Below are 24,880 nucleotides of genomic sequence, written 5' to 3' on the forward strand. Positions count from 1 at the left end.
AGTAGTTGCTATGTGTGCAGCTCAGAGCAACTCTGAGGGGACCTCGACGAGCTGGGATCGCACCTGCTCGGCCAGGCTCTTGGCCTGCGGGTCGGGGCGCACGGACGAGGCGACGCCCTCGCCCAGCAGCCCGACGACCACGAAGTTGAGCGCCCGCAGGTTCGGGAGCGGGTGGCGCCGCACCTCCAGGTCGGCCGCCTCGGGCACGAGGTCCCGGAAGCGCTCCACGGTGAGCTCGGTGGCCAGCCAGCGGTAGGCGTCGTCGCTGCGGGCCCAGAGGCCGACGTTGGCGTTGCCGCCCTTGTCGCCCGACCGCCCACCGCACACCACGCCGAGCGGCACTTCCTCCGTGGCTCCCCCGGGCCGCCACGGCGGCGGCAGCTCCGCAGCGGCGACCGGCGACCCGCCTACGGTCGTGGTGGTGGTGGTCGGCGCGGGTGGGATCCGCTCCCGGGCGCCGTCGGGCAGCACCACCGCGTGGTCGACAGCGGCTGCCGGCACCAGCGCCGGCCAGTACACGCCGTACTCGGCGGCGTCGGTGGGCGGCGTCGTGGCGTAGGCCCCGGCGTAGGAGGCCAGCAGCAGCTCCATGACCGCGTTCGAGAAACGGCGGCCGACCTTGTCGCGGTCGCGGTCCTTCACGGTGATCCGCAGGCTCGACCCGACCCGGCGGATGTCGGACGTCCCGTACTGATCCCAGCCGCCGAGCGCCTCACCCAGCTGGGCGACGGCCCGGGCGGCCTTGTCGTCCTGGTCGAGCCCGGCGAGCTCCAGGGTCATCGTGTTGCGCCAGCCGCCGACGTGGTTGAGCGCCACCTTCAGCCGGCCCGACGGCGCCTCGCCGCGCACGCCGTCGATCCGCACCCGGTCCGGCGTCCCCTGCACCAGGCGGATCGTGTCGAAGCGGGCGACGACGTCGGGGTTGGCGTAGGCCGGCTCGGCGATCTCGTACAGCAGCTGGGCGGTGACGGTGCCGACCGTGACCGCGCCGCCGGTGCCGGGCTGCTTGGTGATCACGCTCGACCCGTCGGCCGCCACCTCGGCGACGGGGAACCCGGGCGAACGGTGATCGGGCAGCTCCTCGGCGGCGAAGCAGTAGTTGCCGCCGGTGGCCTGCGGGCCGCACTCGATCACGTGGCCGGCCACGACGGCGCCGGCGAGGGCGTCGAGGTCGGTGGGCGACCAGCCGTGCCACCACGCCGCCGGGCCGACGACCAGCGCCGCGTCGGTCACCCGCGGCGTCACCACCACGTCGGCGTCGGCGGCGAGCCCGGCGGCGATGCCGAAGCCGCCCAGGTAGGCGTTGGCGGTCACCGGCGTGACGCCGGCGTCGGCCAGGTGCCGGCCGGTGTCGAGGTGGGCCAAGGCCTCGCCGGCGGCCTGCAGCTCGGCGAGGCGCGGCAGCAGGTCGTCGCCCTCGACCACCGCGATCCGCGGGGCGAGGCCGAGCCGACCCGACAGCTCGTGCAGCCGGCCGGCGAGCCCGTGGGGGTTGAGGCCGCCGGCGTTGGCCACCACGCGCACGCCCCGGTCGAGGCAGGTGCCGAGTGTCTGCTCCATCTGGCGGAGGAACGTGGTGGCGTACCCAGCCGTTGGGTCCTTCCGCCGCGCCTTCCACAGGATCAGCATCGTCAGCTCGGCGAGGTAGTCGCCGGTGAGGACGTCGACGGGGTCCGGCCCCGCCAGCATCTCGGCCGCGACGGCCACGCGGTCGCCGTAGAAGCCCGAGACGTTGGCGATCCTGACCGGCGACCGCGCCGGCGTCACGAGAACTGCCCCGGCCGGCGGCCCTGGCCGGGCGGGCCGGCGAAGGCCTGGGCGATCGTGAGCCACGCGGAGGCGACGGGGCCCTCCGCGACGAGCGCCGTGTCGTCGGGGTGGCGGCGCTGGGTGACGACCAGGCAGAAGTCGAGCAGCGGGCCGCGCACCACGTCGGCCGCGCCCTCGGGCCCGAACTCGTAGCCGCCGACCTCGACCCGCACGGGTGCCTCGGGGACCGGCCGTCCGTTGGCCCCGAAGGCGTGGGGCAGCGCCCGCCAGCCGAGGAAGGCGACGTGGCGCAGCCGGGCGGTCGGCGCCCGGGTGACGCCGAGCGCGTCGGCGACGTCCTGGCCGTGGGCCCAGGTCTCCATCACCCGCGCCGTGACCGACGACGCGACCGTCATGTCGGGGCCGTACCAGGGCACGCGCACCGACGGCCCGACGTCGAGGGCGACGGCGGCCAGGTGCTCGCCGACGGTCTCGAGCCAGGCGAGCGCCTCGGTCCCGCCCAGGTGGCGGGACGCGGCCGTGGCCCGGTCGACCAGGCCGTCGACGTCGGCGATCGCCTGGTCACGCTCCGCCCGGAAGGCGTCGGGGTCGACGATCGCCCGCGTGGCGGCCTCGTCGAACCAGGCCAGGTGGGTCACCTGGTCGAGCACCGACCAACCCGGCGCCGGCGTGGGCGTGCGCCAGCCGTCGTCGTCCAGCGACCCGACCAGGGTGACCAGGTCGGCCCGCTCCGCCAGGAGGTCGGCGCACAGCTCGTCGAGGTTCACTCGCCGCCCGCCTCGCCGACCACGACCAGCACCTGGCCGCTCTCCACCTGGTCGCCTTCGCCGACCCGCACCTCGTCGACGGTGCCGTCGTGGGTGCTGTGGACGCCGTGCTCCATCTTCATCGCCTCCAGCACCACCAGCGCCTGGCCGGCGGTCACCCGGTCGCCGGGAGCCACCAGCACCCGCACGACCGCGCCCGGCAGGGGCGCGACCGTCGAGCCGGGCACCGTGGGCCGCTCGGGGGCCGGGAAGCGCTCGACCTCCTCCCACGTGCTGCCGGTCCCGCCACCGTCGACGTAGGCGGTGCGCCCCACCCGGTGCACGGCGTAGCGGCGGCGGACGCCCTCGACGGTGAGGTCGACGGCGGCCGTGTCGGCACGCCCCAGCTCGACGCCGACCAGCGGCGCGCCGTCGACCTCGATCTCGATGCCGCCCCGAGCGCACCGGTAGCCCACGTCGACCTGCTGCCCGCCGGTCGTGAAGGCGACCTGCTGGAGAGCCGTCGGCACGTTGCGCCACCCCGAGGGCAGCGTCGCCTGCACCGACGACGCGGCGCGCCGGACCGCGTGCCCGGCGAGGGCCGCGGCCACGGCGTGGAGCGGGTCCGGGGCCGCACGCCCGCTCAGCTCGGCGGGGTCGTGGCGGTCGAGGAAGCCGGTGTCGGTCTGCCCGGCGAGGAACTCGGGGTGGCGCAGCACCCCCACGAGGAGGTCGCGGTTGGTCGGCACGCCGTGCACCTGGGTCGACGCCAGGGCCTCGGCCAGCCGGTGGACCGCGTCGTCGCGGCGGTCGCCGACCGCGACGACCTTGGCGAGCATCGCGTCGTAGAAGGTCGACACCGACGACCCGGTCTCGTAGCCGCTGTCGACGCGCACGCCCTCGCCCGCGGGGATCGACAGCCGGGCGATGCGACCGCTCGCCGGCACGAAGCCCGCCGGCACGTCCTCGGCGTAGAGCCGCGCCTCCACGGCGTGGCCGCGGAGCACGGGCTCGACGTCCAGGCGCTCGCCCCGGGCCACCCGCAGCTGCAGCTCGACCAGGTCGAGCCCGGTGACCAGCTCGGTCACGGGGTGCTCCACCTGCAGTCGCGTGTTGACCTCCAGGAAGAAGAAGGCGCCCGTCGGGTCGAGCACGAACTCGACCGTCCCCGCCCCGACGTAGTCGAGCGCCTTGCCGGCGGCGACCGCCGCGTCGCACAGGGCGGCCCGCAGCTCCGGGTCGACGGCGGGCGACGGCGCCTCCTCGATCACCTTCTGGAACCGGCGCTGGATCGAGCACTCGCGCTCGAAGAGGTGCACGACGTTGCCGTGCCGGTCGCCGAAGATCTGCACCTCGACGTGCCGCGGGCGCTCGACGTAGCGCTCGAGGAACACCGTCCCGTCGCCGAACGCGGCCGCGGCCTCCCGTTCGGCCGACGCCCGCGCCTCGGCCAGCTCGGAAGGGTCGCGCACGATGCGCATCCCCCGCCCGCCCCCGCCGAAGGCCGCTTTGACCAGCAGCGGGAACCCGTCGGACGGCAGCACCGGCACGCCGGCGTCGGCCATGAGCTGCTTGGCGGCGATCTTCGAGCCCATCGCCTCGATCGCCTCGGGCGACGGCCCCACGAACACCAGCCCGGCGTCCGCGCAGGCCCGGGCGAACGCCGCGTTCTCGGAGAGGAAGCCGTAGCCCGGGTGCACCGCGTCGGCTCCCGTGGCCGCCGCGGCGGCGAGGATCCGCTCGACGTCGAGGTAGGTCTCCTGGGCCGTGCTGCCGGGCAGTCGGACGGCCTCGTCGGCCTCGTGGGCGTGGGGCGCGTCGGTGTCGGGGTCCGAGTGGACGGCGACGGTGGCGATGCCCATGGCGCGGGCGGTGCGGAACACCCGCCGGGCGATCTCCCCGCGGTTGGCGACGAGGAGCTTCCTCACATCCGGAACACCCCGAAGCCGCGGCGACCCGCGACGACGTCGCCGTGCGCGGCCGACAGCGCCAGCCCCAGCACCGTGCGGGTGTCGCGGGGGTCGACGATCCCGTCGTCGTAGAGCTTGCCGGTCATGAACAGGGCCTGGGACTCACGGTCGATCTGCTCCTCGATGCGGCGGCGTCGGATCGTGTCGGCGTCCTCGTCGAAGGGCCGGCCCGCGGCGTCGGCCGCCTGGCGCGCCACGATCGACAGCACGCCCGCGAGCTGCTGGGGGCCCATCACCGCCACCCGTGCGTTGGGCCAGGCGAAGAGGAACCGGGGGCCGTACGCCCGGCCGCACATGCCGTAGTTGCCGGCCCCGTAGGAGGCGCCGACGATCACCGTGATGTGCGGCACGGTGCTGTTGGCGACGGCGTTGATCATCTTGGCGCCGTCCTTGATGATCCCGGCCTGCTCGTAGTCCCGACCGACCATGTAGCCGGTCACGTTCTGGAGGAACACGAGCGGTGTGTCGGACTGGTTGGCCAGGAGGATGAACTCGGTCGCCTTCTTCGACTCGTCCATGAACAGGACGCCCTGGGCGTTGGCGAGGATCCCGACCCGGTACCCGTGGATCGACGCCCAGCCGGTGACCAGCGAGGTGCCGTAGTCGGCCTTGTACTCGTCGAACCGCGAGCCGTCGACCACCCGGGCGATCACCTCACGCGGGTCGAACGGCACGCGCAGGTCGACCGAGGCGATGCCGAGCAGCTCGTCGGGGTCGTGGAGCGGTTCGTCGACCTCGGCGGCGGGCGCCGGGGACGGGCCGAGCTTGCGCCAGTTCAGGTCGGCGACGATCTCGCGGCCGATGCGGATGCAGTCGACCTCGTCAACGGCGAAGTGGTCGGCCAGGCCCGACACCCGGGCGTGCATGGCGGCGCCACCGAGCGACTCGTCGTCGGACTCCTCCCCCGTCGCCATCTTCACCAGCGGCGGGCCGCCGAGGAACACCTTCGCCTGCCGGTCGACCATCACCGTGTGGTCGCACATGCCGGGCACGTAGGCGCCGCCGGCGGTCGAGTTGCCGAACACCAGGGCGATCGTGGGGATGCCGAGCGCCGAGAGCTGCGTCAGCTCCCGGAAGATGTTGCCGGCGGGCACGAACAGGTCGGCCTGCGTGGGCAGGTCGGCGCCGCCCGACTCGACCAGGTAGACGACCGGCAGCCGGTTGGCGCGGGCGATCTCGAAGGCCCGGAGGTTCTTGGCCAGCGTGTGGGGGTTCATCGACCCGCCCCGCACGGTCGGCTCGTGGGCGATGACCACGCACTCGACGCCGGACACCACGCCGATGCCGGTCACGATCGAGGCGCCGACGTGGAAGTCGGAGCCGTAGGCGGCGAGCGGCGAGAGCTCGAGGAACGCCGTGTCGCGGTCGACCAGGAGTTCGATGCGCTCGCGGACCAGCAGCTTGCCGCGGGCCCGGTGGCGCTCGACGTAGCGGGGCCCGCCGCCGGCGCAGGCGACGGCGACCTGCTCGTCGTGGGCCGCGAGCAGCGCCAGCATGCCGGCGCGGTTGGCCCGGTAGACCTCCGAGGCGACGTCGACCGTCGAGGACAGCTCCCCCATCGGCAGCTATGTTATTCACCAATAACGTTATTGGCCAACAACATCCTCCCGAGGTACTCGCTCATGCCCCCGACACCCCGTGGACAGCAGCGGCGGGAGCGGATCCTCGAGGCGGCCGCCGACCTCGTCGCCACCCGGGGTTTCCACTCCGTCGGCGTGGCCGACATCGGCGCCGCGGCCGGCGTCAGCGGGGCCGCCCTCTACCGCCACTTCGGGAACAAGACGGAGCTGCTCGTCGCGCTCTTCGACCGGGTCGTCGACGAGCTGCTGGCCGCGGCGCACCGGGCCACTGCCGCCGGTGTCGGGCCGCTCGACACGCTGGAGACGCTGGTGGCGGGCCACGTCGAGTTCGCGCTCCGCGACCGCTCGGTGCTGGCCGTCTACGGCCAGGAGGCCCACAACCTGCTCGCCGACGACCGTCGCCGGCTGCGCCGCAAGCAACGCCAGTACGTCGAGCTGTGGCGGGCGCAACTCGAGGCCCTCCAGCCGGGGCTGCCGAAGGCGCGGGCCCTCGTGCGCGTCGAGGCCGTGTTCGGCCTCCTCAACTCGGTGCCGAACCTGTCCCGCTCGGTCCCCGACGACTCGCTGCGGGACGAGCTGTGCCGCATGGCCCTCGCCGCCCTCGCCACCTAGAGTCCGCCATAGTCACGGCTATGGGGCTCGACGAGGGGGCAGCATGAACGGCAGCGACGGAGAGCCCCGCACGATCCCCGAGGCGCTGGCCCGCGCCGCGGCGCGGTGGCCCGATCAGGAGGCGGTCGTCGGCGACGATGGGCGCTGGACCTACGCCGACCTGCTGGCCCGCTCGCAGGAGGTGGGCCGGGCGCTGATGGCCAGTGGGGTCGAGCCGGGCGACCGGGTCGCGCTGTGGGCGCCGAACGGCCAGCTGTGGATCGCGGCGTCGTTCGGCGTGTACCTCGCCGGGGCCGTGCTGGTGCCGCTGAACAGCCGCTACAAGGGCACCGAGGCGTCCCACGTGCTGCGGACCTCGGAGGCCCGGCTGCTCGTCAGCGTGACCGACGTGGTGGGCCGTGACCCGCTCGCGGAGCTCGACGCGGTCGCCGGCGCCGACGGCCCCACGGTGGGCGGCGAGCGGGTCGTGCTCACGGGGCCGACCCCGCCGGGGGCCACCTCGTGGGCGGCGTTCCTGGCCCGCGGCGACGCCGTGTCCTCCGCCGAGCTGGCGGCGCGGTCGGCGGCGGTCGGCCCCGACGACCCCAGCGACATCATCTTCACCTCCGGCACCACGGGCGCGGCGAAGGGCGTCGTCCTGGGCCACGGCGCCAGCGTCCGGACGTACCTGGTGTGGTCCGACAAGGTCGGTCTCCGCAGCGACGACCGGTACCTGATGGTGTACCCGTTCTCCCACACCGCCGGGTTGAAGTCGTGCGTGCTCGCCTCCGTGCTCACCGGCGCCACGATGGTGCCGCACCCGGTGTTCGATCCGACCGCCGTGATGCAGCGGGTGGTCGACGAGCACGTCACGATGCTCCCCGGGCCGCCGACGGTCTTCCAGGCCATCCTCGACGCCCCCGACCGGCCGGCGTTCGACCTGTCGTCGCTGCGGCTGTCGGTCACGGGGGCCGCGGTCGTGCCCGTGACGGTGGTCGAGCGGATGCGGTCGGAGCTGCGGTTCGAGAAGGTCGTGACCGGCTACGGGCTCACCGAGACCACCGGCACCGTCAGCATGTGCCACCACGACGACCCGCCCGACGTCGTGGCGCGCACCGTCGGCAAGCCCCTGCCGGGCGTCGAGGTCCGGGTGGTCGACCCCGACGGTGTGGTCCTCGACTCGGGCGAGCCCGGGGAGATCCAGGTACGGGGGTTCAACGTGATGCAGGGGTACTTCCGCGCCCCCGAGGCCACCGCGGCGGCGATCGACCCGGACGGCTGGCTGGCCACCGGCGACGTCGGCCTCCTCGACGACCAGGGCAACATCCGCATCACCGACCGGCTGAAGGACATGTTCATCGTCGGCGGCTTCAACGCCTACCCCGCCGAGATCGAGGCCCAGCTCCTACGCCACCCCGACATCGCCCAGGCCGCCGTCGTCGGCATCCCCGACGACCGCCTCGGCGAGGTCGGAGCCGCCTTCGTCATCCCCACCCGGGGCCACGAGGTGCACCCCGACGAGATCGTCGCCTGGTGCAGGGAGCACATGGCCAGCTTCAAGGTGCCCCGCCACGTCCACCCGGTCGACGCCTTCCCTCTCAACGCCTCCGGCAAGGTCGTGAAGACCGACCTCCGCACCCACCACCCGTTCGGTGGCCGGCAGCCGACCAGCCACGAACGGATGACGGGACGGCCCTGGGATGCGTCGTACCACGACGGCCCGGCGCCCTGGGACGTCGGCCACCCGCAGCCGGCGGTTGTGCGCCTGGCATCCGCAGGCGGGTTCGCCGGAGCGGTGCTCGACGCGGGCTGCGGGACCGGCGAGAACGCTCTTCACGTCGCGTCGCTGGGATTGCCGGTTCTGGGCGTCGACGTGGCCGAGACGGCACTGGCGATCGCCCGGGAGAAGGCCGCCGACCGTGGGATCGAGGCCGAGTTCGCGGTGGCTGACGGGCTCCACCTGGAGCGCTTGGGGCGCAGGTTCGAGACGGTGTTGGACTGCGGGCTGTTCCACACCTTCGACGGCGACGAGCGACCGGGATACGTGGCGAGCCTGGCGTCGGTGACCGAGCACGGTGGAACCCTGTACGTGCTGTGCTTCAGCGACGACGGTCCCGACACCGGCCCGCACCCCGTCAGTCGGGACGAGCTGAGAGCGGCGTTCAACCCCGGCGATGGATGGCACGTCGCCGCCGTCGAACCGGACCGGCTGCAGACGAGGTTCCACGACGACGGCGCACCGGCCTGGTTCGCGACGATCGAACGGATCTAGGCCGAGGGCCGGGTCGGCTCGGTCGGCCCGGTGGGCCCGGTGGGCGATCCCGGCTTCGCCGCAACGATGTCGACGTGGTCGACCGCCGGAGCCGCGGTGAACAGCTCCGACGCCGTGGCTCTCATCGCCTCACCGGCCGCGGGCTTGGCTTCGAAATGGACCAGTACACCAACCATCGAACGAATCCTCTCTCCAGTGATCGCTACGGAACTTCGGCACTTCGACCCGGTCGCCGCTAGGTGTCCCGGACGACCTCGTAGGTGAGGGAGGCGAGGCCGTCACCGATGGTCCCGGTGTGGAGGAGACGCAGGGTCTTCTTGTCGCCGGTCTCGCCGAAGAGGCGCTCGCCGTCGCCGAGCACGACCGGGAAGACGACCAGCCGCAACTCGTCGACCAGGTCGTGGTCGATCAGCGTGCGCCCGAGCTGGTAGCTGGCGTAGACGACGATCTCCCCGTCGAGCTCCTGCTTGAGCTTCGAGACCTCGGCCACCACGTCACCCTCGAGCACCGTGGACCTCGTCCAGCGGGGCTCCACGAGAGTGGACGACACGACGTACTTGGGCAGGCTGTTCAACCTGTCCGCCCACTCGCCACCCCGGGACGACCACCGCGTTCCGAACCACTCGTCGCTGCGCCGACCCAGCAGGAGGGCCTCGGTGCGCTGCGCCTCCTCGAACTCGACCTCGGCCCACGCTTCGAGGTCCTTGCCCCCGAACTGGCCGAACCAGCCGCCGTGCCTGAAGCCCTCTTCACCGTCCGGGTCCTGGACGACTCCGTCGAGCGAGACGTTCGTGCTGATCACGATCTTTCCCATGCCGGTTCTCCTCCGTTGGCGTTGTCAGCTACGGAGGTAGACACCGCGCCCTCGGGAAAGTGGGCGCCACCACCCGCCCAGTTCTGGAGCCCTCGCCATCACGGGCCGCGGGCTACGTAGGTCGATCCTCGTCACCCCGGACCACGCCGGCGACACCCCCAGCCGATGACGTCGCTCGACCTAAGCCGGTCAACCCTCCGAGGCCGTGAGCTGGGCGTTCGGCCTGCTAGAAGGGTCTCGACAGGGCGCCCCCGGTAGGACTCGAACCCACGACATGCTGCTTAGAAGGCAGCCGCTCTATCCATCTGAGCTACGAGGGCGTGTAGCGCACCCACCGTAGCGGTACGTCGTCGCGCTCTGGGTACCGCGGTGGCCGCTACCGGCTGGTCGGCCGTCGGGGGTGGTCAGCTAAGGTGATCCGTTCTTGGTGGCCGTAGCTCAGGTGGTTAGAGCGCCAGGTTGTGGCCCTGGAGGTCGGGGGTTCAAGTCCCCTCGGTCACCCCACCAGCTCATGCGGGCGTCGCCATCGGGGCGGCGCCCGTCGACGTCATGAGCGCCTCGCCCTCGGCCCGCGCCGGGCCGCCAGCGAGGAGCAGCGTCCGGGCCTGCTGGTAGACGCAGCCGGCCGACGCGAACGCCTCGGCCAGGGGGACGAGGCCGTCGCCACTCCCCTCCCCCGACTCCGACCCCTGCCCCGACACCGACCGCAGCAGCTCCGCCCGGTCGACGATGACGCCGGCGACGGGGTTGCCGGCCGTGATCGACCGGGCCGTCGCCAGGCGTTCGTCCTGGTCGTCGAGCCCGGCCAGCACCGCCGACTCGGCCCACAGGGCGGCGTACCAGTGCCGCCACACCGCGGTGTGCGACCGGTCGAACGACTCCGGCCCGTGCTCCAGCACGGCGACCGCGGCGTCGACCTCGCCCCGGTGCAGCCGCAGGATCGCCTCGAACGTCGGCTCGTACCCTGTCTCCGGCCCCGAGTAGGCGGAATACGCCGACGACCGCATCGCCGTGAAGACCTCCAGCCACTCCGCCCGCGCCTCGTCGTCGCCCCGCAGGCCGAACGTCATCGCCGCAGCCGCCGGAGCGACGGCGAACCCGTGGAGCCGCCGCCGCCCGACCCGCTCCCAGCCGATCCGGAACTGCTCGGCCAGCTTCACCACCTCGTCGAGCTCGCCCGCCAGCGCCGAGCGCACCATGAGCCAGTTGACCAGGAGGTGGTCCTCGCCCCGGTGGAACAGCAGGTCGCGCCGGCGCTCGGCGTAGCGACGGGCGGTGGCCAGGTCGCCGGCGCCGATGCTGGTCATCGTGGCCATGTGCAGGGCGTCGGTCAGCTCGAAGGCCAGGTCGACCCTCGCCGGCTGGCCGGCCAGGTACTCGAGCCGGCGCCGGGTGGTGGCGGCACCCTCCAGCACCTGTCCGTGCGCCAGGTGGATGACGGTGAGGTAGTCGAGGGCAGCGCTCTCCATGCGCTGGTCGTCGACCTGCCCGGCCAGCTCCAGGGCTCGCTCGCCCTCGGCCACGCTCGACGAGCGCGGTGCACAGCCACCTACCTCCACGGTGAGGACGGCGGCCGCCACCCGAGGGTCGTTGCCGGCGACGGTCCGGGCCTGGGCGAGCAGCTCCGCCACCTCTTCCGTTGGCGGCAGCTCCGACAGCAGGCCCGGCGACCGGCTGAGCAGCTCGGCCGCCCGGGTGAGCCAGAGCGCCGCGGCGACGTGGTCGTCGGCTCGGCGGGCGGCGTCGGCGGCAGCCCGGAACAGCCGTAGGGCCTCGTCGCCGTCGAGCCTCGACAGGGCGGTGTCGCCGGCCAGCCCCAGCGCCGGCGCGGCCACCCGGTCGTCGTCGCCGGCGAGCCGTGCGGCGTCCTCGAACCGGCTCTGCGCCTCGCTGGCCAGGCCCCGGGCGAACGTCAGCTCGGCCAGCCGCAACGCCAGCTCGTGCGCCTCTACCTGCAGCTTCTCGACTCCCGTGGCCCAGCCGAGCGCGGCCCGGAGGTCGTCGGCGACGGCGTCGAACGACGGGCCGGCGTCGTCGTCGTCGAGGTCGAGGGAGCGGGCGGTCGCCAGGCACCACGCCAGGTGACGAGTGCGGACGTCGTCGCCCTCGCCGACCTCGTCGAGCCGCTCCTGGCCGTACTGCCGGATCGTCTCCAGCATCCGGTACCGGGTGACGCCCCGAGCCGGGTCGACACCCACGACGAGGAGGCTGTGATCAGCCAGCCGGGCCAGGGTCTCCGCCACACCGCCCGACCCAGGGTCAGCCACGCCCGACGACCCGAGGTCGGACCGACCGTCCGTCGCCGTCACCACGACCGTGGCGGCGTCGGCCGTGAAGGGCGCTGCGAGCACGGCCACCCGCCGGAGGACAGCCTGGTCGTCGGAGGTGAGCAGCTCGTAGCTCCAGTCGAGCATCGAGCGCAGCGACCGGTGGCGGTCGTCGAGCCGGGAGCCGCCGGTGAGGACGCCCAGCCGGTGGGCCAGCCCGGCCTCGAGCCCGCCCAGCCCCAGGGCGCTGACTCGAGCAGCCCCGAGCTCGATCGCCAGGGCCAGGCCGTCGAGGCTCTCGCAGACGGCCTCGACCCGGCGGCGGTCGTCGTCCGACGCCGGCACCCACCCGGCCAGGCCGGCACGGTCGAGGAACAGGGCCACGGCGTCGCCCCCGTCGTCGCCCGACCGGGACAGGCCGGCCACCGGGAACACCGACTCGTACGGCACCAGCAGCCGGGCCCGGCTCGTCGCCAGCACCACGACCTGCGGGCAGTCCGACAGCAGCCGCTCCACGAACCGGACGACGCCGTCGACCAGGTGCTCGCAGTTGTCCAGCACGAGCAGGGCCTCCGCGTCGCGCAGTCGGGCGGTGACAGTGTCGGTGAGCGACTGGCCCGGCAGCTCGCCGTAGCCGAGAGACGCCGCCACCGCCGCGCCGACCATGGCGGGGTCGGTCACGGGCACGAGGTCGACGTACCGGCTGCCGGCGGCGTAGCGGTCGGCGACGTCGGCGGCCACGGCCAGCGCCAGCCGGGTCTTGCCCACCCCACCGGGACCGACGGCGGTGACCAGGCGGTTCCGGGTGAGCGCCGCGGCCAGGTCGGCCCGCTCCGACGCCCGCCCCACGAACGACGTCAACGGCCGCGGCAGCACCGGAGCGACGGCGGCCGGGGTGACGGCGGGTGGCACAACGGAGTCACCGCCATCACTGCCCGCTTCGGCCCCGAGGCTCTCGGCGACGTCGACCAGGCCCCGGCGGTCGTCCACCATCAACTTGCGCAACAGCGACGACACGTGGCTCTCGACCGTCCGCACCGAGATGTACAGCCGGGCGGCGATCTCGGCGTTGGTCCGGTGCTCGCCGACCAGGGCCAGCACCTCGGCCTCCCGATCGGAGACCAAGGCATCACGGAGCACGGACGACGACTTCACGCCCTCAATCCTCGCAGCCCGGCGCCCAACCACCCACGGTGGCGGGCGCCGGGGCGTGCAGGGTCAGGGCAGGTTCTTCTCTGCCTGGTTCTCCCAGCTGGTGTTGGTGTTGATCTCCGGCGGGCTACCGACGTACGCCCCGCGGGCCGTCGCGTTGCCCTGCAGGGTGTACAGCAGCCAGGCGGTGAGGTAGCCGAGGTAACCCCCTCCGTTGCCCTGGATGTTGTTGTGACCGGCGCCCTTGAGCGACGCCTTGGCGGCCGGCCCGGGGAGCTGGTTGTAGTAGCCGGTCTGACCGGCGGCGCTGGCGATGAGCCAGTCGGTGCTGCCGGTCATGAGCAGGACGGGGTTGGTGAGCGCCCCCCAGTTGGTGACGTGCTCGGGGCTGACCCACGTCGGGTTCGGATAGTTGAAAGCCACCGTGCTCTTGATGAGGCCGCCCGACAGGACCGTGGCGTTGGTCGCACCGGACGCCCCCTGCGAGTGGCCGGCCGCGGCGACCTTCGTCGTGTCGAGCTTCCCGAAGAAGGTGCTCGACGCGCTGCTGTTCTGGTTCACCAGGTAGTTCGCCCCGGCGAGCACCTCGACGCCGCTGCCGGTCGCCGTGCTGGTGCTCGCCACCACGGCGAAGCCCCAGCTGGCGAGGTGCTGCAGCACGCCCGTGTAGTTGCTCGGCGTGGCACCGGTGCCGTTGCCCCAGGTCACGATCGGGTGGTCGACGCCACCCGCACCGAGGTTGGTCGGGTAGTACAGGACGTACGACCCGGCCGCGTCGCTGACGTTGGCCGTGCTGACGGCCCAGGTCCCGGCGACCTTGTACTGCGTCTCGATCGCCGAGGCCGCTCCAGCCGGTTGGGGCGCGAGGGCCCCCATCGACGTGATCAGGGCGGCCAAAGCCACCATGACCGCGACGTGCCGGCGCCAACCGGCGCTGCGCGCTGCCCGCATGTTGTTGTCTCCCAGATGTCCCCATGACGCCGCGGTGCGACGTCGGTTCCCCAATAGGTCCGCCCGCCGGACGACCAGTCCGCGCCGCCAGCAGAGCGGGCGTGACCTTACGCTGTATGGCTGCGGCTCGCCCGGGCGACTAGAACGGTTGCTCTAGTCACGGATCGGGAGGACTCGGATGCAGCAACTCACGTGTGTCGGGCCCGGGCGGGTCGAGTGGATCGACGTGCCCGAGCCGGAGATCGAGGGCCCCGACGAGGCGCTCGTCCGGCCGCTGGCGACCGCCCGCTGCGCCATCGATCCGATCCTGATGGCCGGCGGTCCTGTGGGCGCGGGCGGGGGCGGGGGCGGCGCTTCGGGTGGGTCCGGCGACGGCGGCGGGGGTGGGTTCGCCCTGGGTCACGAGGCGGTGGCGGAGGTCGTGGCCGTGGGGTCGGCGGTGACGGGGCTCTCGGTCGGGCAGGTGGTGGTGCCGGCGTTCCAGGTGAGCTGCGGTCGGTGCGGGCGGTGCGCCCGGGGGCAGACGGCGGTGTGCGAGAGCTACCCGGTGCTGTCCGACTACGGGATGCAGCCGCTGTCGGGGGTCGAGTACGGCGGGATGCTGTCAGACCTGGTGCGGGTGCCGCACGCCTCGGCGATGCTGCACGTGGCGCCGCCGGGTGTGCCGCCGGTCGAGCTGGCGGGCGTGGCCGACAACGTGGCCGACGGCTACCGGGCCGTGGCACCCCACGTGGCCGAGCTCCCGGGCGCCGACGTGTTGGTGGCGTGCCACGGCAACCACGGGATCGGGTTGTTCGCGGCGCAGGCGGCGGTGGCGCTGGGCGCCGGGCGGGTGACGTTCGCCTCCGACGACCCGGCGGCGCTGGCGCTGGCGGAGCGGGTGGGCGCGGCGCCGTTGCGGACCGCCTTCGGCCGGCGTGACGGCCGCTTCCCCATCGTCGTCGACTGCGGCCTGCGGGCGGAAGGGCTGCAGTACGCCGTGGCGTCGACCGAGCCGGAGGGCGTCTGCCACAGCGTGTCCGGCTACGTCGACACCCGAGGGCCCGAGTTCGCCCTGCCGTTCCTGAGGATGTACACGCTGGGGATCCGGTTCCTGATGGGCCGCGTGCACGCCACCGCCGTGATCCCCGAGGTGCTCGACCTGATCGCCGCCGGCCGCCTCCGCCCCTCCGAGGTGACCACACAGCTCGTCGCCTGGGACGACGCCGCCGCCCGCTACACCGACCCCACCATCAAGCTCGTCGTGGCCCGAGACGAGGCCCACAACCAAGTCGAGCCCCCCACGCCGTGAGCGTTACACTGTCCTGCTCCACGCTCCTCTAGCTCAATTGGCAGAGCAACGGACTCTTAATCCGCAGGTTCTGGGTTCGAGTCCCAGGGGGAGTACGACGAAGGTCCTGGTCAGCGCCCCTGACCGGGACCTTCTGCGTCATTCCCGGGAAGGTGTACCGGGAAGACCTTCGCGCTTTCCGGGAACGCCGGTACACCTCCCCGAGTGCCCCGTCTTGAATCGGCCTCCGTCGCGATATGCCAGCCGGCCGCCAACTGGGACCCGCTGGCGGCCGGCACTGAGCGTGGCGGTTCAGCCGGACATCGACCGACACACAGGGTGAGCGGGATCACCCTGATGGAGGATTGCTTCGGGCGTTGTGGGTGTGGTCGTAGCGTCGGGGGTCTGGTGGGTGGCCGAGGGCTTGCCGACGATCCCCGCCGGCGACGGCCGGTACGCGGCACCGACCGGTGAGAGCCGCATCACGTTCCTGCCATGACCGACGGTCTGCCTCAGTTCCAGGACTCGGGTCGGTGTAGGCGTCGGCGAAGGCCGTGATGCGCTCGACCGTAGGATCCCGGCGATGCCGCCATCCTCGGAGGAGACCCGCCGCAAGCTGATCGACGCTGCGGCTCGGGGCTTTGCCGACGAGGGGGTGTTCACGGCGTCGCTCCTCGACATCACCCGCCGGGCGGGCCAACGCAACCGGGGGGCGCTGCACTACCACTTCGGGTCGCGCGACGGGGTGCTGTGCGCCGTGCTGGACCGTCACGTCGACTTCCTCCGCCGGCGTGAGGGCGAGCTGCTGGGGGTGGCCCGCCGGTCGAGCGACGACGATGTGCGCTCGGTGGTGGAGGCCATCGTCCGCCCTGCGGTGGAGCTGGCCGAGACCGGATGGCGCGGGCGTTGCTTCCTCGTGATCCTGGCTCAGCTGGTGGAGGAGGACCAGGCCTCGCTGGCGCCCGAGGTGCAGGAGGTGCTGTCGCGCACCGGCGGTTACGAGGTCTACGCCCTGTTGGCCGAGCGCATGACGCCGGTGGCCGACGACGTCGCCACCGAACGCATCTCGCTCGTGACCACCTTCATCCTCCGCGCGGTGGCCGACCGGGCCCGCGCCCGCGAGCGCACCACCCGCGGCGGTCGACGCCAGCTCGACCTCGACGGCTTCACCGCCAACCTCGTCTCCCTCGTCACCGCCATGGCCACCGCCCCCGCGTGACGACGTCCGCCGTCGCGAGCGTTGACATAAGGACCCCTCTTTAGTTACGGTCACGCCAGGGGAACGGCGAGCGTAGGGGGACGGTCGTGCAGGCAGTTCGGGTCGTCCGTCACGGGCGACCGACCGAGGCCATCGAGCTGGGCGACGTCGAGGTGCCCGAGCCGGGGCCGGGCCAGGTGCGGGTGGCGGTCAGCGCCGCGTCGCTGAACTTCGGCGACATCGCGCGCTGCCGTGGCGGCGTGGCGGCGGTGATGGCCGAGCCCCCGTTCACGCTGGGCATGGACGTGGCCGGCACAGTCGACGCCGTAGGTGACGGCGCCGATGCCACCGTCGGTCAGCGGGTAGTTGGCATCGCCTCGCAATCGCTCGGCGGGATGGCCGAGTACGCGCTGTGCGGTGCCGTGTTCGAGGCGCCGCCGGAGCTCGACGACGTGCAGGCCGCGGCGTTCACCCTGCCGTTCCACCTCGGCTGGCTGGCCCTGCACGAGCGGGCCCGGCTGGAGGCCGGCGAGACCGTGCTGGTGCGGGCCGGGGCCAGCGCCGTCGGCACCGCCGCCATCCAGCTCGCCGTCGCTGCCAAGGCCCACGTGCTCGCCGTGGCCGGCGGGCCCGACAAGGCGAAGCTGTGCCTCGACCTCGGCGCCGAGCGGGCGATCGACCACACGGCCGACGACGTGTTCGACGTCGTGATGGACCACACCGACGGCCACGGAGCCGACGTCATCTACGACCCCATCGGGGGCGAGCAGACCGAGGCCATGTGGACGTGTGCGGCCCTTGGGGGGCGCTACCTGCCGGTGGGCTTCAACGACGATCCCGAGTCGGGGCTCACCGGCCGCCCGCTGCGCAAGGTGTCGATGGCGAACGTGTCGGTGGTCGGCGTGATCCTCGCCTACCTCGAGGCGCCGCTCGAGTTCCGGCGCTTCGGCATCAACCCGTTCCCGCCCGAGACCGGTCGGCGGGTCCATGCGGCCCTGCTCGAGCTGGTGGCCAGCGGGGCGATCCGCCCCACCATCGGCCGTCGCATCGGCCTGGCCGACGTGGCGTCAGCCCTCGAGGACCACGAGGCCCGGCGCACGTCGGGCCGCACGGTCGTCGACCTCTCACGCTCGTAGGACGCAGACATGGGTGCACTCGACGCCGACGCCGAGGCCCTCCTGGGCGAGGCGGTGGCAGCCACGGGCCTCGACGACCCCGGCCCCGGGGACTTCCGCGAGGGCCTGGAGACGTACGTGGCGTCGGTCGAGGAGGAGGCGCAGCTGACCGAGCTCGGTGGCCTCGCCATCCACTCGACGATCGTGGCCGCGCTGGCCAACCGGCTGCGTGTCGCCGACTGGGCTAAGTCGCACCCCGAGGTGGCCGATGAGCGGATCGAGGCGCCGGTGGTGGTGATCGGCATGTTCCGCGCCGGCACCACGTTCCTCAGCAACCTGCTCGACCGGGACCGGACGAACCGGCCGCTCCTGCGGTGGGAGGCGACCGACAGCGCGCCGCCCCCCTCCCCCGCCGACCACCGGGTCGGGCCCCGGGTCGACGAGGCGCGGGTCGCCGGCGAGATGCTGGAGGCGTTCAACCCTGCCGTGCGGGCGATCCACCACGAGGAGGCCGACGGCCCCACCGAGTGCATCGCGGTGATGAGCCAGGACTTCAAGAGCCTGTCGTGGGAGGCCATCGCCAACGTGCCCACCTACGGCGCCTGGCTCCGGGCCGCCGACCAGCGATCGGCCTACGAGTACCACCGCACCGTGCTCCAGGTCCTCCAGAGCGCCGGCGTCCGTGGTCGGTGGACGCTCAAGAGCCCCCACCACGCCCTGGCCCTCGACGCCCTCACCGCCGTCTACCCCGACGCCCGCCTGGTGCTGCTGCACCGCGACCCGGTGGTGCTGTCAGCGTCGGTGTGCAGCCTCATCTCGACCCTGTCGGGCACGTTCACCGACGCCGACCACCAGCGCTACATCGCCGACCACTGGACGTCGATGCTCGAGGAGTCGGTGAACCGCATCGGCGCCTTCCGCGACCGCCACCCTGAGCACCCGATCACCGACGTGCGCTACGCCGACCTCGTCAGCGACCCGCTCGAGGCGATGGGGTCCCTCTACGACGCCCTCGGCGAGGAGCTCACGGGCCCGGCCCACGAAGCCATGGCCCGCTACGTCGAGACCCACCCCAAGGGCACCTTCGGCACCCACGGGTACGACCTCGCCTCCCACGGCCTCGACGCCGACGAGCTCGCCGACCGCTTCGCCGCCTACACCGCGCGCTACGACGTCCCGGCCGAGTCCCTCCGCATCTGAACCCGCTGGCCCCGGTGGGTCAGTCGGGGCGGCCGGCGGCGTCGACGGCGCGCTGCTGGTCGTAGGACTGGCGGAGGAGCCAGAAGCGGAGGAACTGGGCCAGCGAGTAGCGCAGGAACACGAAGCCGCCGACCACGCTCGTGGCCACGCCGACCAGGGCCAACGCCTCGTAGGAGTTCGAGTTGAGGACATCGACGTTGGTGCCGGGGGTGGCGGCCACGTCGAGCGAGGCCGCGTACGCACCCAGCGCCAGGACGATGCCGCCGACCATGAGCACGACGCCCACCACCTGGAGGACGTGTTCGGTGCGGGTCCGGCCGGTCTTGAGCTTCATGTCGGCGACCTCGGCGGTGAACCGGATCATGCGATCGCTGGTCCCCGTCGCGGTCTCGGCGGTGTTCGTGTCGGTCATGGTCGCGCCCCTCGAGCGCCCAGATATGCGGTAGAGAGCTCGGCTTCGATGTCGGCAGGCGTGCCCACCGTGGTGACCCGACCGTGCACCACGATGGCGGCCCGGTCGGCCACGCCCAGGACGGCCCGGGCGAACTGCTCGACCACGAGGATCGAGACCCCGGCGGCGGCCAGCCGGGCCACGAGCTCGTAGAGCTCGCCGACGACGATCGGCGCCAATCCCATCGACAGCTCGTCGAGGAGGAGCACCGCCGGGTCGGTAGCGAGAGCCCGGGCCATGGCCAGCATCTGCTGCTCGCCGCCCGACAGGGAGCCGGCGAGCTGCGTGCGCCGCTCGCCGAGCCGGGGGAACCGTGCGTAGGCGATCTCCTCGATGTCATGCACCGGGACGCCCCGGTGCGAATCCATCCACAAGTTCTCGCGCACAGACAGGTTCGGGAACACGCCCCGGCCCTCGGGCACGAGGCAGAGCCCGAGCCGGGCCAGGACGTCCGGGGCCGCGCCGTTGACGACGCGGCCGGCCAGGACCACCTCGCCGGCCGTCGCCGGCACCTGGCCGGCCACCACCCGCAACGCCGTCGACTTGCCGGCACCGTTCGGGCCGAGCAGCGCCACGACCTCGCCAGGTGCGACGACGAGGTCGAATCCGTGCAGGACCTCGATCGAGCCGTAGGTCGCTCGGACGCCCCGCAGCTCCAGCGCGGGCACGGTCACGGGCGCGGACGCGTCGGCCTCCCCACGCCTGTCGACGGTCACGCGCCCGGGGCCCCGAGGTAGGCCGCGAGGACACGCTCGTCGGCCCGCACCTCGTCGGGCGTGCCGTGGGCGATGACCTGGCCGAAGTCGAGGACGTGGACGTGGTCGCAGACCTCCATCACCAGGGTCATGTCGTGCTCGACCAACAGGACCGTGACGCCCTCGTCGTCGACCAACCGTCGCAGCAGCACGCCGAACGCCTCGGTCTCCCGCTCGGTCAGCCCCGAGGCCGGTTCGTCGAGCAGCACCAGCCGAGGCCTGGCGATCAGGGCCCGCCCCAGCTCCACCAGGCGAGCGGTGCCCGTGGGGACCTCGCCCGCGTCGACGTCGGCGACAGCGCGGAGGCCCAGCAGGTCGAGCAGCCGCTCGGCCTCCCGGTCGACGTCGAGCCGGCCGCCGCCGACCCCGAGGAATCGCCACCGGTTGCGGATCTCGCCGGCCACCCGCACGTTGTCGCGCACGGTCAGGTCGCCGAACAGCTCCAATCGCTGGAACGTGCGGCCGATGCCCCGGCGGGCGCGATGGTGGGTGTCGAGGCGGCTGATGTCGACCCGGTCGAAGCGCACCCGTCCCCGGGTGGGGCGCTGGAGCCCGGTCACCACGTTGAACAAGGTGGTCTTGCCGGCACCGTTCGGCCCGATGAGGCCGACCACCTCGCCGGCCGGCACCACCAGGTCGACGTCGGTCAGTACCTGGTTGGCCCCGAACCGCACGGTGACCTCGTCGAGCGCCAGGAGCGGGTGGCGGCTCACCAGCCGCGCTCCCCCAGGTCGAGCACCCGCTCCATCTCATGACGGTCAGCGTCACCGAAGGGCCGGGCGATGCCCACCAGCTCGAGCGGCACGCCATCGGCCGCGGGCGACGAGCGTGCCGCGACGGGCGGGCGCCCGTAGGCCTCGGGCCGGAGCAGCGCCGCCGCCCGAGGCGCGGCCCAGGCGAGCGCGATCGTGGCCAGCGCGAACGTCCAGTTGCCGATCGTCCCCCGCACGGCCAGGGCCCACAGGACGACCTCGGCCGCCACCCAGGCGGCCAGCACCGGCTTCACCGAGCGGAACAACGGCCGGTGGTCGGCAAAGAGGTCGCTGAGGAACCCGCTGGGGTTGCGCCCGAGTCCGATGCCGATCAGGGCCGGCAGCACAGCAGTGAACTGCGCGAGCCACCGCAGTGACCCACCGAACGCCTCTTGGTTCTCGCCGACCGACACCAGCACGTTCTGGAGCACCACGAAGGCGGCGCCGTAGAGCAGGCCGGCGGTCAGCCCGCCCGACACGAACCCGGCGCCGGCCACCACCAGCAGCATCAGCAACGACATCGACTCGAACAGGCTGAACCGGTCGGCGGTGACCGAGCCGATCTGTTGGGCGTAGAGGCACCCACCGAGCCCGGCGACGGCGGCCGACAGCATGAACACCGAAAGCTTGAGCCGGACGATGTCCATGCCGAGCGTGGCGCAGGCCGCCGGGCTGTTCTTCATGGCCGTGAGGCGGCGGCCGTACGCGCCGCGGCGGAGGCCCACCAACAGCAGGCCGACGGCCACGAAGACGGTCGACAGGAGTAGGAGGAAGTTGGCCTGCGGGGCGAAGTCGATCCCGAGGAGGCGGGGCCGGGGCACGGTCAGGTTGCCGTTCGGGAAGATCGGGCTCCACCGCTCCCGCTGGAGCCACCCGTTCGTGGCGGCCAGGACGATCACCGCCGCCGACACGGCGAGCGACGCCGTGCCGGCCCGCAGACCCCGGGACCGGGCCACCGACCACGTGACCAACGCACCGAGCCCCGCCAACACGACGAGCGACGCCGGGTAGATCCGCCGGGACTCGGCGAACTCCTTGAAGACCAGCTGCTCCACGCCGAGCGAGAACGCCGCGGTGGCCAGCGCCAGGTACAGGCCCCGCAGGCGCAGGGCGGGCAGAGCCATGGCCGCCCCCACCAGCGCGCAGACCACCACCGCGATCAGATACGCCATCGGCCCGGCTCGATCGGCGGCGTCTCGACCGACGTGGTGGAAGAGCACCGTGCCCCCGATGCCGGCCAGCGCCATCGTGGCCAGGCTGACCTCGCCGGCGTAGCCCACGAGCAGGACCAGCGACAGCAGGATGATCCCCGCCGCCACCGCGTTGCTCACCAGCAGGAGAGGCGACGGCTCGAGGATCCGGGTCAGCCCGAAGGTGATGACGAGGAAGGCGGCGCCGGCGACCACTGCGTCCCGGCCGCTCGGCAGGGCGAAGCGCTCACGGTCGCGCCGCTGCACCGCTCCCCGCAGCCGGTCCTGCGGCAGCACCAGCAGCACCACGAACAGCAGGATCATCGGCACCGCCACCCGGAGGTTGCCCCGCCAGTCGAACGACGTGGGCATGAGCCCGGTCGGCCGCTCGAACGCCATGCGGGTGGCCAGGCCCAACACGATCGCGCCGACGAACGTCAGCGGGAGGTTGCGCAAGCGGCCGAACATGGCGGCGGCGAAGGCGTTGATCACCAGCAGGGTGAGCAGCGTGGTGCTGAGCGAGCCGCCGTTGAACGGCGTGATGAGGATCCCGGCCAGCGCCGACAGCGAGACGCCGAGCATCCAGCTCACCAGCGAGGTGCGGTCGGGCCGGCCGCCGGTGAGCTCCAGCAGCGGACGGTCGTCGACCACGGCCCGCATGGCCACGCCGGTGCGGGTCCGGTACAGCAGCAGGCGCAGGCCCAACGCCAGCCCGACGGCCACCGCGACCACGGTCAGGTCGTGCCACAGGAGCACGACGCCGAAGACGGTCACCTGGTGGTCGGCCCCGAAGAAGGGCTGGATGGTGTGGGGCCGGTCGGTCTTCCAGATCCAGTTCGCCAGGCTGATGAGAGCGAGCAGCACCGAGATGGGCACCACCAGCTTCACGATCTCCGACGAGTCGACGATGCCGCCGATCACCGCTTTGTACAGCCCGGCGCCGAGCAGCGGAGCGACGACCAGGAGCACGGTGGCCAACGCCACCGGAGCCGGCCACGGCCCGTCGGGCACCAGCGGCCAGTCACGCGCGGCGTTGTACCGCAGGTCCCAGTAGACGTAGGCGCAGAACATCCCGAGTGCCCCGTGGGCGAAGTTGAAGATGCCCGACGTCGAGTAGGTGACCACCAGCCCGCAGGCCGCGATGGCGAAGATCGCGCCGGTCACGAGGCCGTTGACGAGCAGGTTCACGGTGTGAAGGTGCCGTACTCCGTGGCCACGCGGTCACCGTCGAGCCTCGCCAGGTCCAGCGCGTCGGTGCTCAGGCCGTCGATCAGGTAGTCGTCCCGGCAGTCGAACCCGTCCTCACCGTCGGCGGGGACCACCTGCTCGAAACCGTCGCCGTCGAGCTTGAGCAGGATCCCGCAGGTGGCGGCCTGGTTCCCCGTCGGGTTGGTCGGCGAGTGCAGCCCGCCGGCGGTCCACTCGTCCTGCTCGCCGATCTGCTCGAACACGCAGGCGGCGGTCACGTCCGACCCGCAGCCGTCGACGGCGGTGGCCCACAGGAGGAAGGCGGACGTGGCCTGCACCCCCAGGAGCGCCGGGGTGCCACCCGAGCCCTCGACGAGGTCGAGGTACTGCTGCACCGCCGGCACCGAGTCGGCCTGCTCGAACGGCGTGGTGGCGATGCGCACGTACACGTCGTCACCGACCCCGCCGTTCTCGCCGTTCCACTGGGCGAAGGCAGCGTCGTACTGGTTGGCGTCGCTGAGCCACGCCTGCGGCTCGAAGCCCACCTGGTCGGCGGCGGCCAGGAAGTTCTCGAAGTTCGGGTTGGGCGAGCCGACCCAGACCACGGCCTCGATGCCGCAGTCCTTCAGGTTGCTGGCGAACGGCTTCCAGTCCGACTCACCGGCGATGTTGTAGATCTGGTCGCAGTCCTGGAACTCCCAGCCGGCCTCGGGGAACGAGGCCTCGTACTTGTCGCGGGTCTCCCGGGTGGCGGGGAACTCGGCGAACACGAACGCCGCGTGCGTCACCGCCTCGGGGAACAGCTCGGCCAGCTGGAAGGCGGCCGAGGCCGGCACCTGGTCGCCCGGGTTCGGCAGCGGCTGCACGATGCCCGGGCCGTGGGCGACGGAGGTGGCCACCGTGTAGCCCGGCACCGACGGCAGCTCGCACTCGATGCGCGCCGTCTCCTGGCCGCTGTCGAGCACCCAGCCCTGACCCACGAGCATGAACACTCCGTCGTTGCAGGCCTGCGTGATGGCCGCGCTCACCTCGGTGGCCTTGGCGTCGTAGTAGTTGCCGACGATGTCCCGGCCGTTGATGCCGCCCTGCTCGTTGCACCACTCGATCATCGGCGCCATGGCGTCGGAGAGCTCCTTGTCGAGCCCGGGCGCCGCCGCATAGCCGGCGTCGTCGCCGTAGCCGATCGTGATCGCGTCGTCGGTCACCCCGGTGGCCGTGGCCCCGGCGGCGTCGCCCGCGCCGCACGGCGATGCGAGCGTCCCGAACGCCTCGCCGTCGCCCGCGCCGCCCGCAGCTTCAGTGGTCGTGCTGGCGCCGGGCGCCGCGGCCTCGGTGCCGTCCGACGAGCCGTGGTCGCCGCTGCACGAGGCGGCGACGAGTCCGACCACGGCGAGGCACGCGACGGTCGCCGCCCGCCGGCCGCCCCTCGGCCGCCGGGGTGCCAGGCGTCCGGCCGTGGTCGATCGTGGAGCCGGCGGCGCGCCACGCGTCCCCGACATCGGCGAACCGGTCCCCTCAACCATGTGCCCTCCGGTTGTTCTGCCCCCGCGGGCGGGCCGTCAGGGCCCGTCCCCAGATCCCCCTTGCCGGACCTAACCTAAGCACATCTCTCTAAGTCCGCAAGCACCTTCTTTCACTCGGCGTGGTC

Annotated in this window: 19 protein-coding genes and 3 tRNA genes; 8 read left to right on the plus strand and 14 right to left on the minus strand. The window is 72.9% G+C overall.

The annotated features are described in order from the left end of the window. Window positions 1-21: 21 nt before the first annotated feature. From VK611_01620 to VK611_01635, 4 genes are read right to left on the minus strand one after another with little or no spacing between them, the layout of a single operon-like run. Window positions 22-1,767 carry an acyclic terpene utilization AtuA family protein gene (locus tag VK611_01620; protein HMG39990.1) on the minus strand — a complete coding sequence of 582 codons (1,746 nt, stop codon included), beginning with the start codon at window positions 1,765-1,767 and terminating at the stop codon, window positions 22-24. Continuing rightward, a complete protein-coding gene (locus VK611_01625; GenBank protein ID HMG39991.1) occupies window positions 1,764-2,537 on the minus strand; it encodes a TIGR03084 family metal-binding protein in 774 nt (257 codons plus the stop codon). Before VK611_01625 ends, VK611_01620 begins: the two co-directional genes overlap by 4 nt. After that, entirely contained in the window at window positions 2,534-4,444 is a 1,911-nt protein-coding gene (locus VK611_01630; protein HMG39992.1) for a biotin carboxylase N-terminal domain-containing protein, read from the minus strand. Before VK611_01630 ends, VK611_01625 begins: the two co-directional genes overlap by 4 nt. Further along, entirely contained in the window at window positions 4,441-6,045 is a 1,605-nt protein-coding gene (locus tag VK611_01635; GenBank protein HMG39993.1) for a carboxyl transferase domain-containing protein, read from the minus strand. The genes VK611_01630 and VK611_01635 overlap by 4 nt, the downstream gene beginning before the upstream one ends. A gap of 63 nt (window positions 6,046-6,108) precedes the next feature. Between VK611_01635 and VK611_01640 the strand changes: the two genes are divergently transcribed. After that, entirely contained in the window at window positions 6,109-6,678 is a 570-nt protein-coding gene (locus VK611_01640; protein ID HMG39994.1) for a TetR/AcrR family transcriptional regulator, read from the plus strand. A gap of 43 nt (window positions 6,679-6,721) precedes the next feature. After that, window positions 6,722-8,929: a FadD3 family acyl-CoA ligase gene (locus VK611_01645; protein ID HMG39995.1), complete on the plus strand. Its 2,208-nt coding sequence runs from the start codon at window positions 6,722-6,724 to the stop codon at window positions 8,927-8,929. On the opposite strand, the gene VK611_01650 is transcribed toward VK611_01645, so the two are convergent. The 3 genes from VK611_01650 to VK611_01660 form a co-directional block, all read right to left on the minus strand. Then, complete coding sequence (locus VK611_01650) at window positions 8,926-9,105, minus strand: hypothetical protein (protein HMG39996.1); 180 nt, start codon at window positions 9,103-9,105, stop codon at window positions 8,926-8,928. The two genes, VK611_01645 and VK611_01650, sit on opposite strands and share 4 nt — an antisense overlap. Window positions 9,106-9,164: 59 nt before the next feature. Continuing rightward, window positions 9,165-9,743, minus strand: a complete 579-nt coding sequence (locus VK611_01655; GenBank protein ID HMG39997.1) for a dihydrofolate reductase family protein — start codon at window positions 9,741-9,743, stop codon at window positions 9,165-9,167. A gap of 246 nt (window positions 9,744-9,989) precedes the next feature. Further along, window positions 9,990-10,063, minus strand: a tRNA-Arg gene (locus VK611_01660). 107 nt (window positions 10,064-10,170) lie between these two features. On the opposite strand from VK611_01660, the gene VK611_01665 reads away from it, so the two are divergent. Further along, a tRNA-His gene (locus VK611_01665) sits at window positions 10,171-10,247 on the plus strand. A 5-nt stretch (window positions 10,248-10,252) separates the two neighbouring features. On the opposite strand, the gene VK611_01670 is transcribed toward VK611_01665, so the two are convergent. Then, window positions 10,253-13,165 (minus strand): LuxR C-terminal-related transcriptional regulator, encoded by a 2,913-nt coding sequence (locus tag VK611_01670; protein HMG39998.1) that lies wholly within the window; start codon window positions 13,163-13,165, stop codon window positions 10,253-10,255. A gap of 63 nt (window positions 13,166-13,228) precedes the next feature. After that, window positions 13,229-14,113, minus strand: coding sequence for a hypothetical protein (locus VK611_01675; protein HMG39999.1), 885 nt, complete (start codon window positions 14,111-14,113; stop codon window positions 13,229-13,231). 178 nt (window positions 14,114-14,291) lie between these two features. On the opposite strand from VK611_01675, the gene VK611_01680 reads away from it, so the two are divergent. From VK611_01680 to VK611_01700, 5 genes are all read left to right on the plus strand, one after another. Further along, window positions 14,292-15,404: an alcohol dehydrogenase catalytic domain-containing protein gene (locus VK611_01680; GenBank protein HMG40000.1), complete on the plus strand. Its 1,113-nt coding sequence runs from the start codon at window positions 14,292-14,294 to the stop codon at window positions 15,402-15,404. 22 nt (window positions 15,405-15,426) lie between these two features. Further along, a tRNA-Lys gene (locus VK611_01685) sits at window positions 15,427-15,499 on the plus strand. A gap of 467 nt (window positions 15,500-15,966) precedes the next feature. Continuing rightward, a complete protein-coding gene (locus tag VK611_01690) occupies window positions 15,967-16,602 on the plus strand; it encodes a TetR/AcrR family transcriptional regulator (protein ID HMG40001.1) in 636 nt (211 codons plus the stop codon). Window positions 16,603-16,688: 86 nt separating this feature from the next. Next, window positions 16,689-17,717 carry an NADPH:quinone oxidoreductase family protein gene (locus VK611_01695; GenBank protein HMG40002.1) on the plus strand — a complete coding sequence of 343 codons (1,029 nt, stop codon included), beginning with the start codon at window positions 16,689-16,691 and terminating at the stop codon, window positions 17,715-17,717. A gap of 9 nt (window positions 17,718-17,726) precedes the next feature. Further along, window positions 17,727-18,896, plus strand: coding sequence for a sulfotransferase (locus tag VK611_01700; protein HMG40003.1), 1,170 nt, complete (start codon window positions 17,727-17,729; stop codon window positions 18,894-18,896). A 19-nt stretch (window positions 18,897-18,915) separates the two neighbouring features. Here VK611_01700 and VK611_01705 read toward each other — a convergent pair whose 3' ends face one another. The 5 genes from VK611_01705 to VK611_01725 are packed head-to-tail and all read right to left on the minus strand — an operon-like array spanning window position 18,916 to window position 24,620. Continuing rightward, the gene (locus VK611_01705) at window positions 18,916-19,308 is read right to left on the minus strand and encodes a hypothetical protein (protein ID HMG40004.1); all 393 of its coding nucleotides are present in this window, start codon (window positions 19,306-19,308) and stop codon (window positions 18,916-18,918) included. Next, window positions 19,305-20,021 carry an ABC transporter ATP-binding protein gene (locus VK611_01710; protein ID HMG40005.1) on the minus strand — a complete coding sequence of 239 codons (717 nt, stop codon included), beginning with the start codon at window positions 20,019-20,021 and terminating at the stop codon, window positions 19,305-19,307. Before VK611_01710 ends, VK611_01705 begins: the two co-directional genes overlap by 4 nt. 38 nt (window positions 20,022-20,059) lie before the next feature. Continuing rightward, complete coding sequence (locus tag VK611_01715; protein HMG40006.1) at window positions 20,060-20,815, minus strand: ABC transporter ATP-binding protein; 756 nt, start codon at window positions 20,813-20,815, stop codon at window positions 20,060-20,062. After that, a complete protein-coding gene (locus VK611_01720; protein ID HMG40007.1) occupies window positions 20,812-23,232 on the minus strand; it encodes an ABC transporter permease in 2,421 nt (806 codons plus the stop codon). The genes VK611_01715 and VK611_01720 overlap by 4 nt, the downstream gene beginning before the upstream one ends. Further along, on the minus strand, window positions 23,229-24,620 hold the full coding sequence (locus VK611_01725; protein HMG40008.1) for a hypothetical protein: 1,392 nt from the start codon (window positions 24,618-24,620) through the stop codon (window positions 23,229-23,231). Before VK611_01725 ends, VK611_01720 begins: the two co-directional genes overlap by 4 nt. Window positions 24,621-24,880 lie beyond the last annotated feature (260 nt).

The sequence above is a fragment of the Acidimicrobiales bacterium genome (assembly GCA_035316325.1).
Taxonomy (GTDB): Bacteria; Actinomycetota; Acidimicrobiia; order Acidimicrobiales; family VFJN01; genus DASXTK01.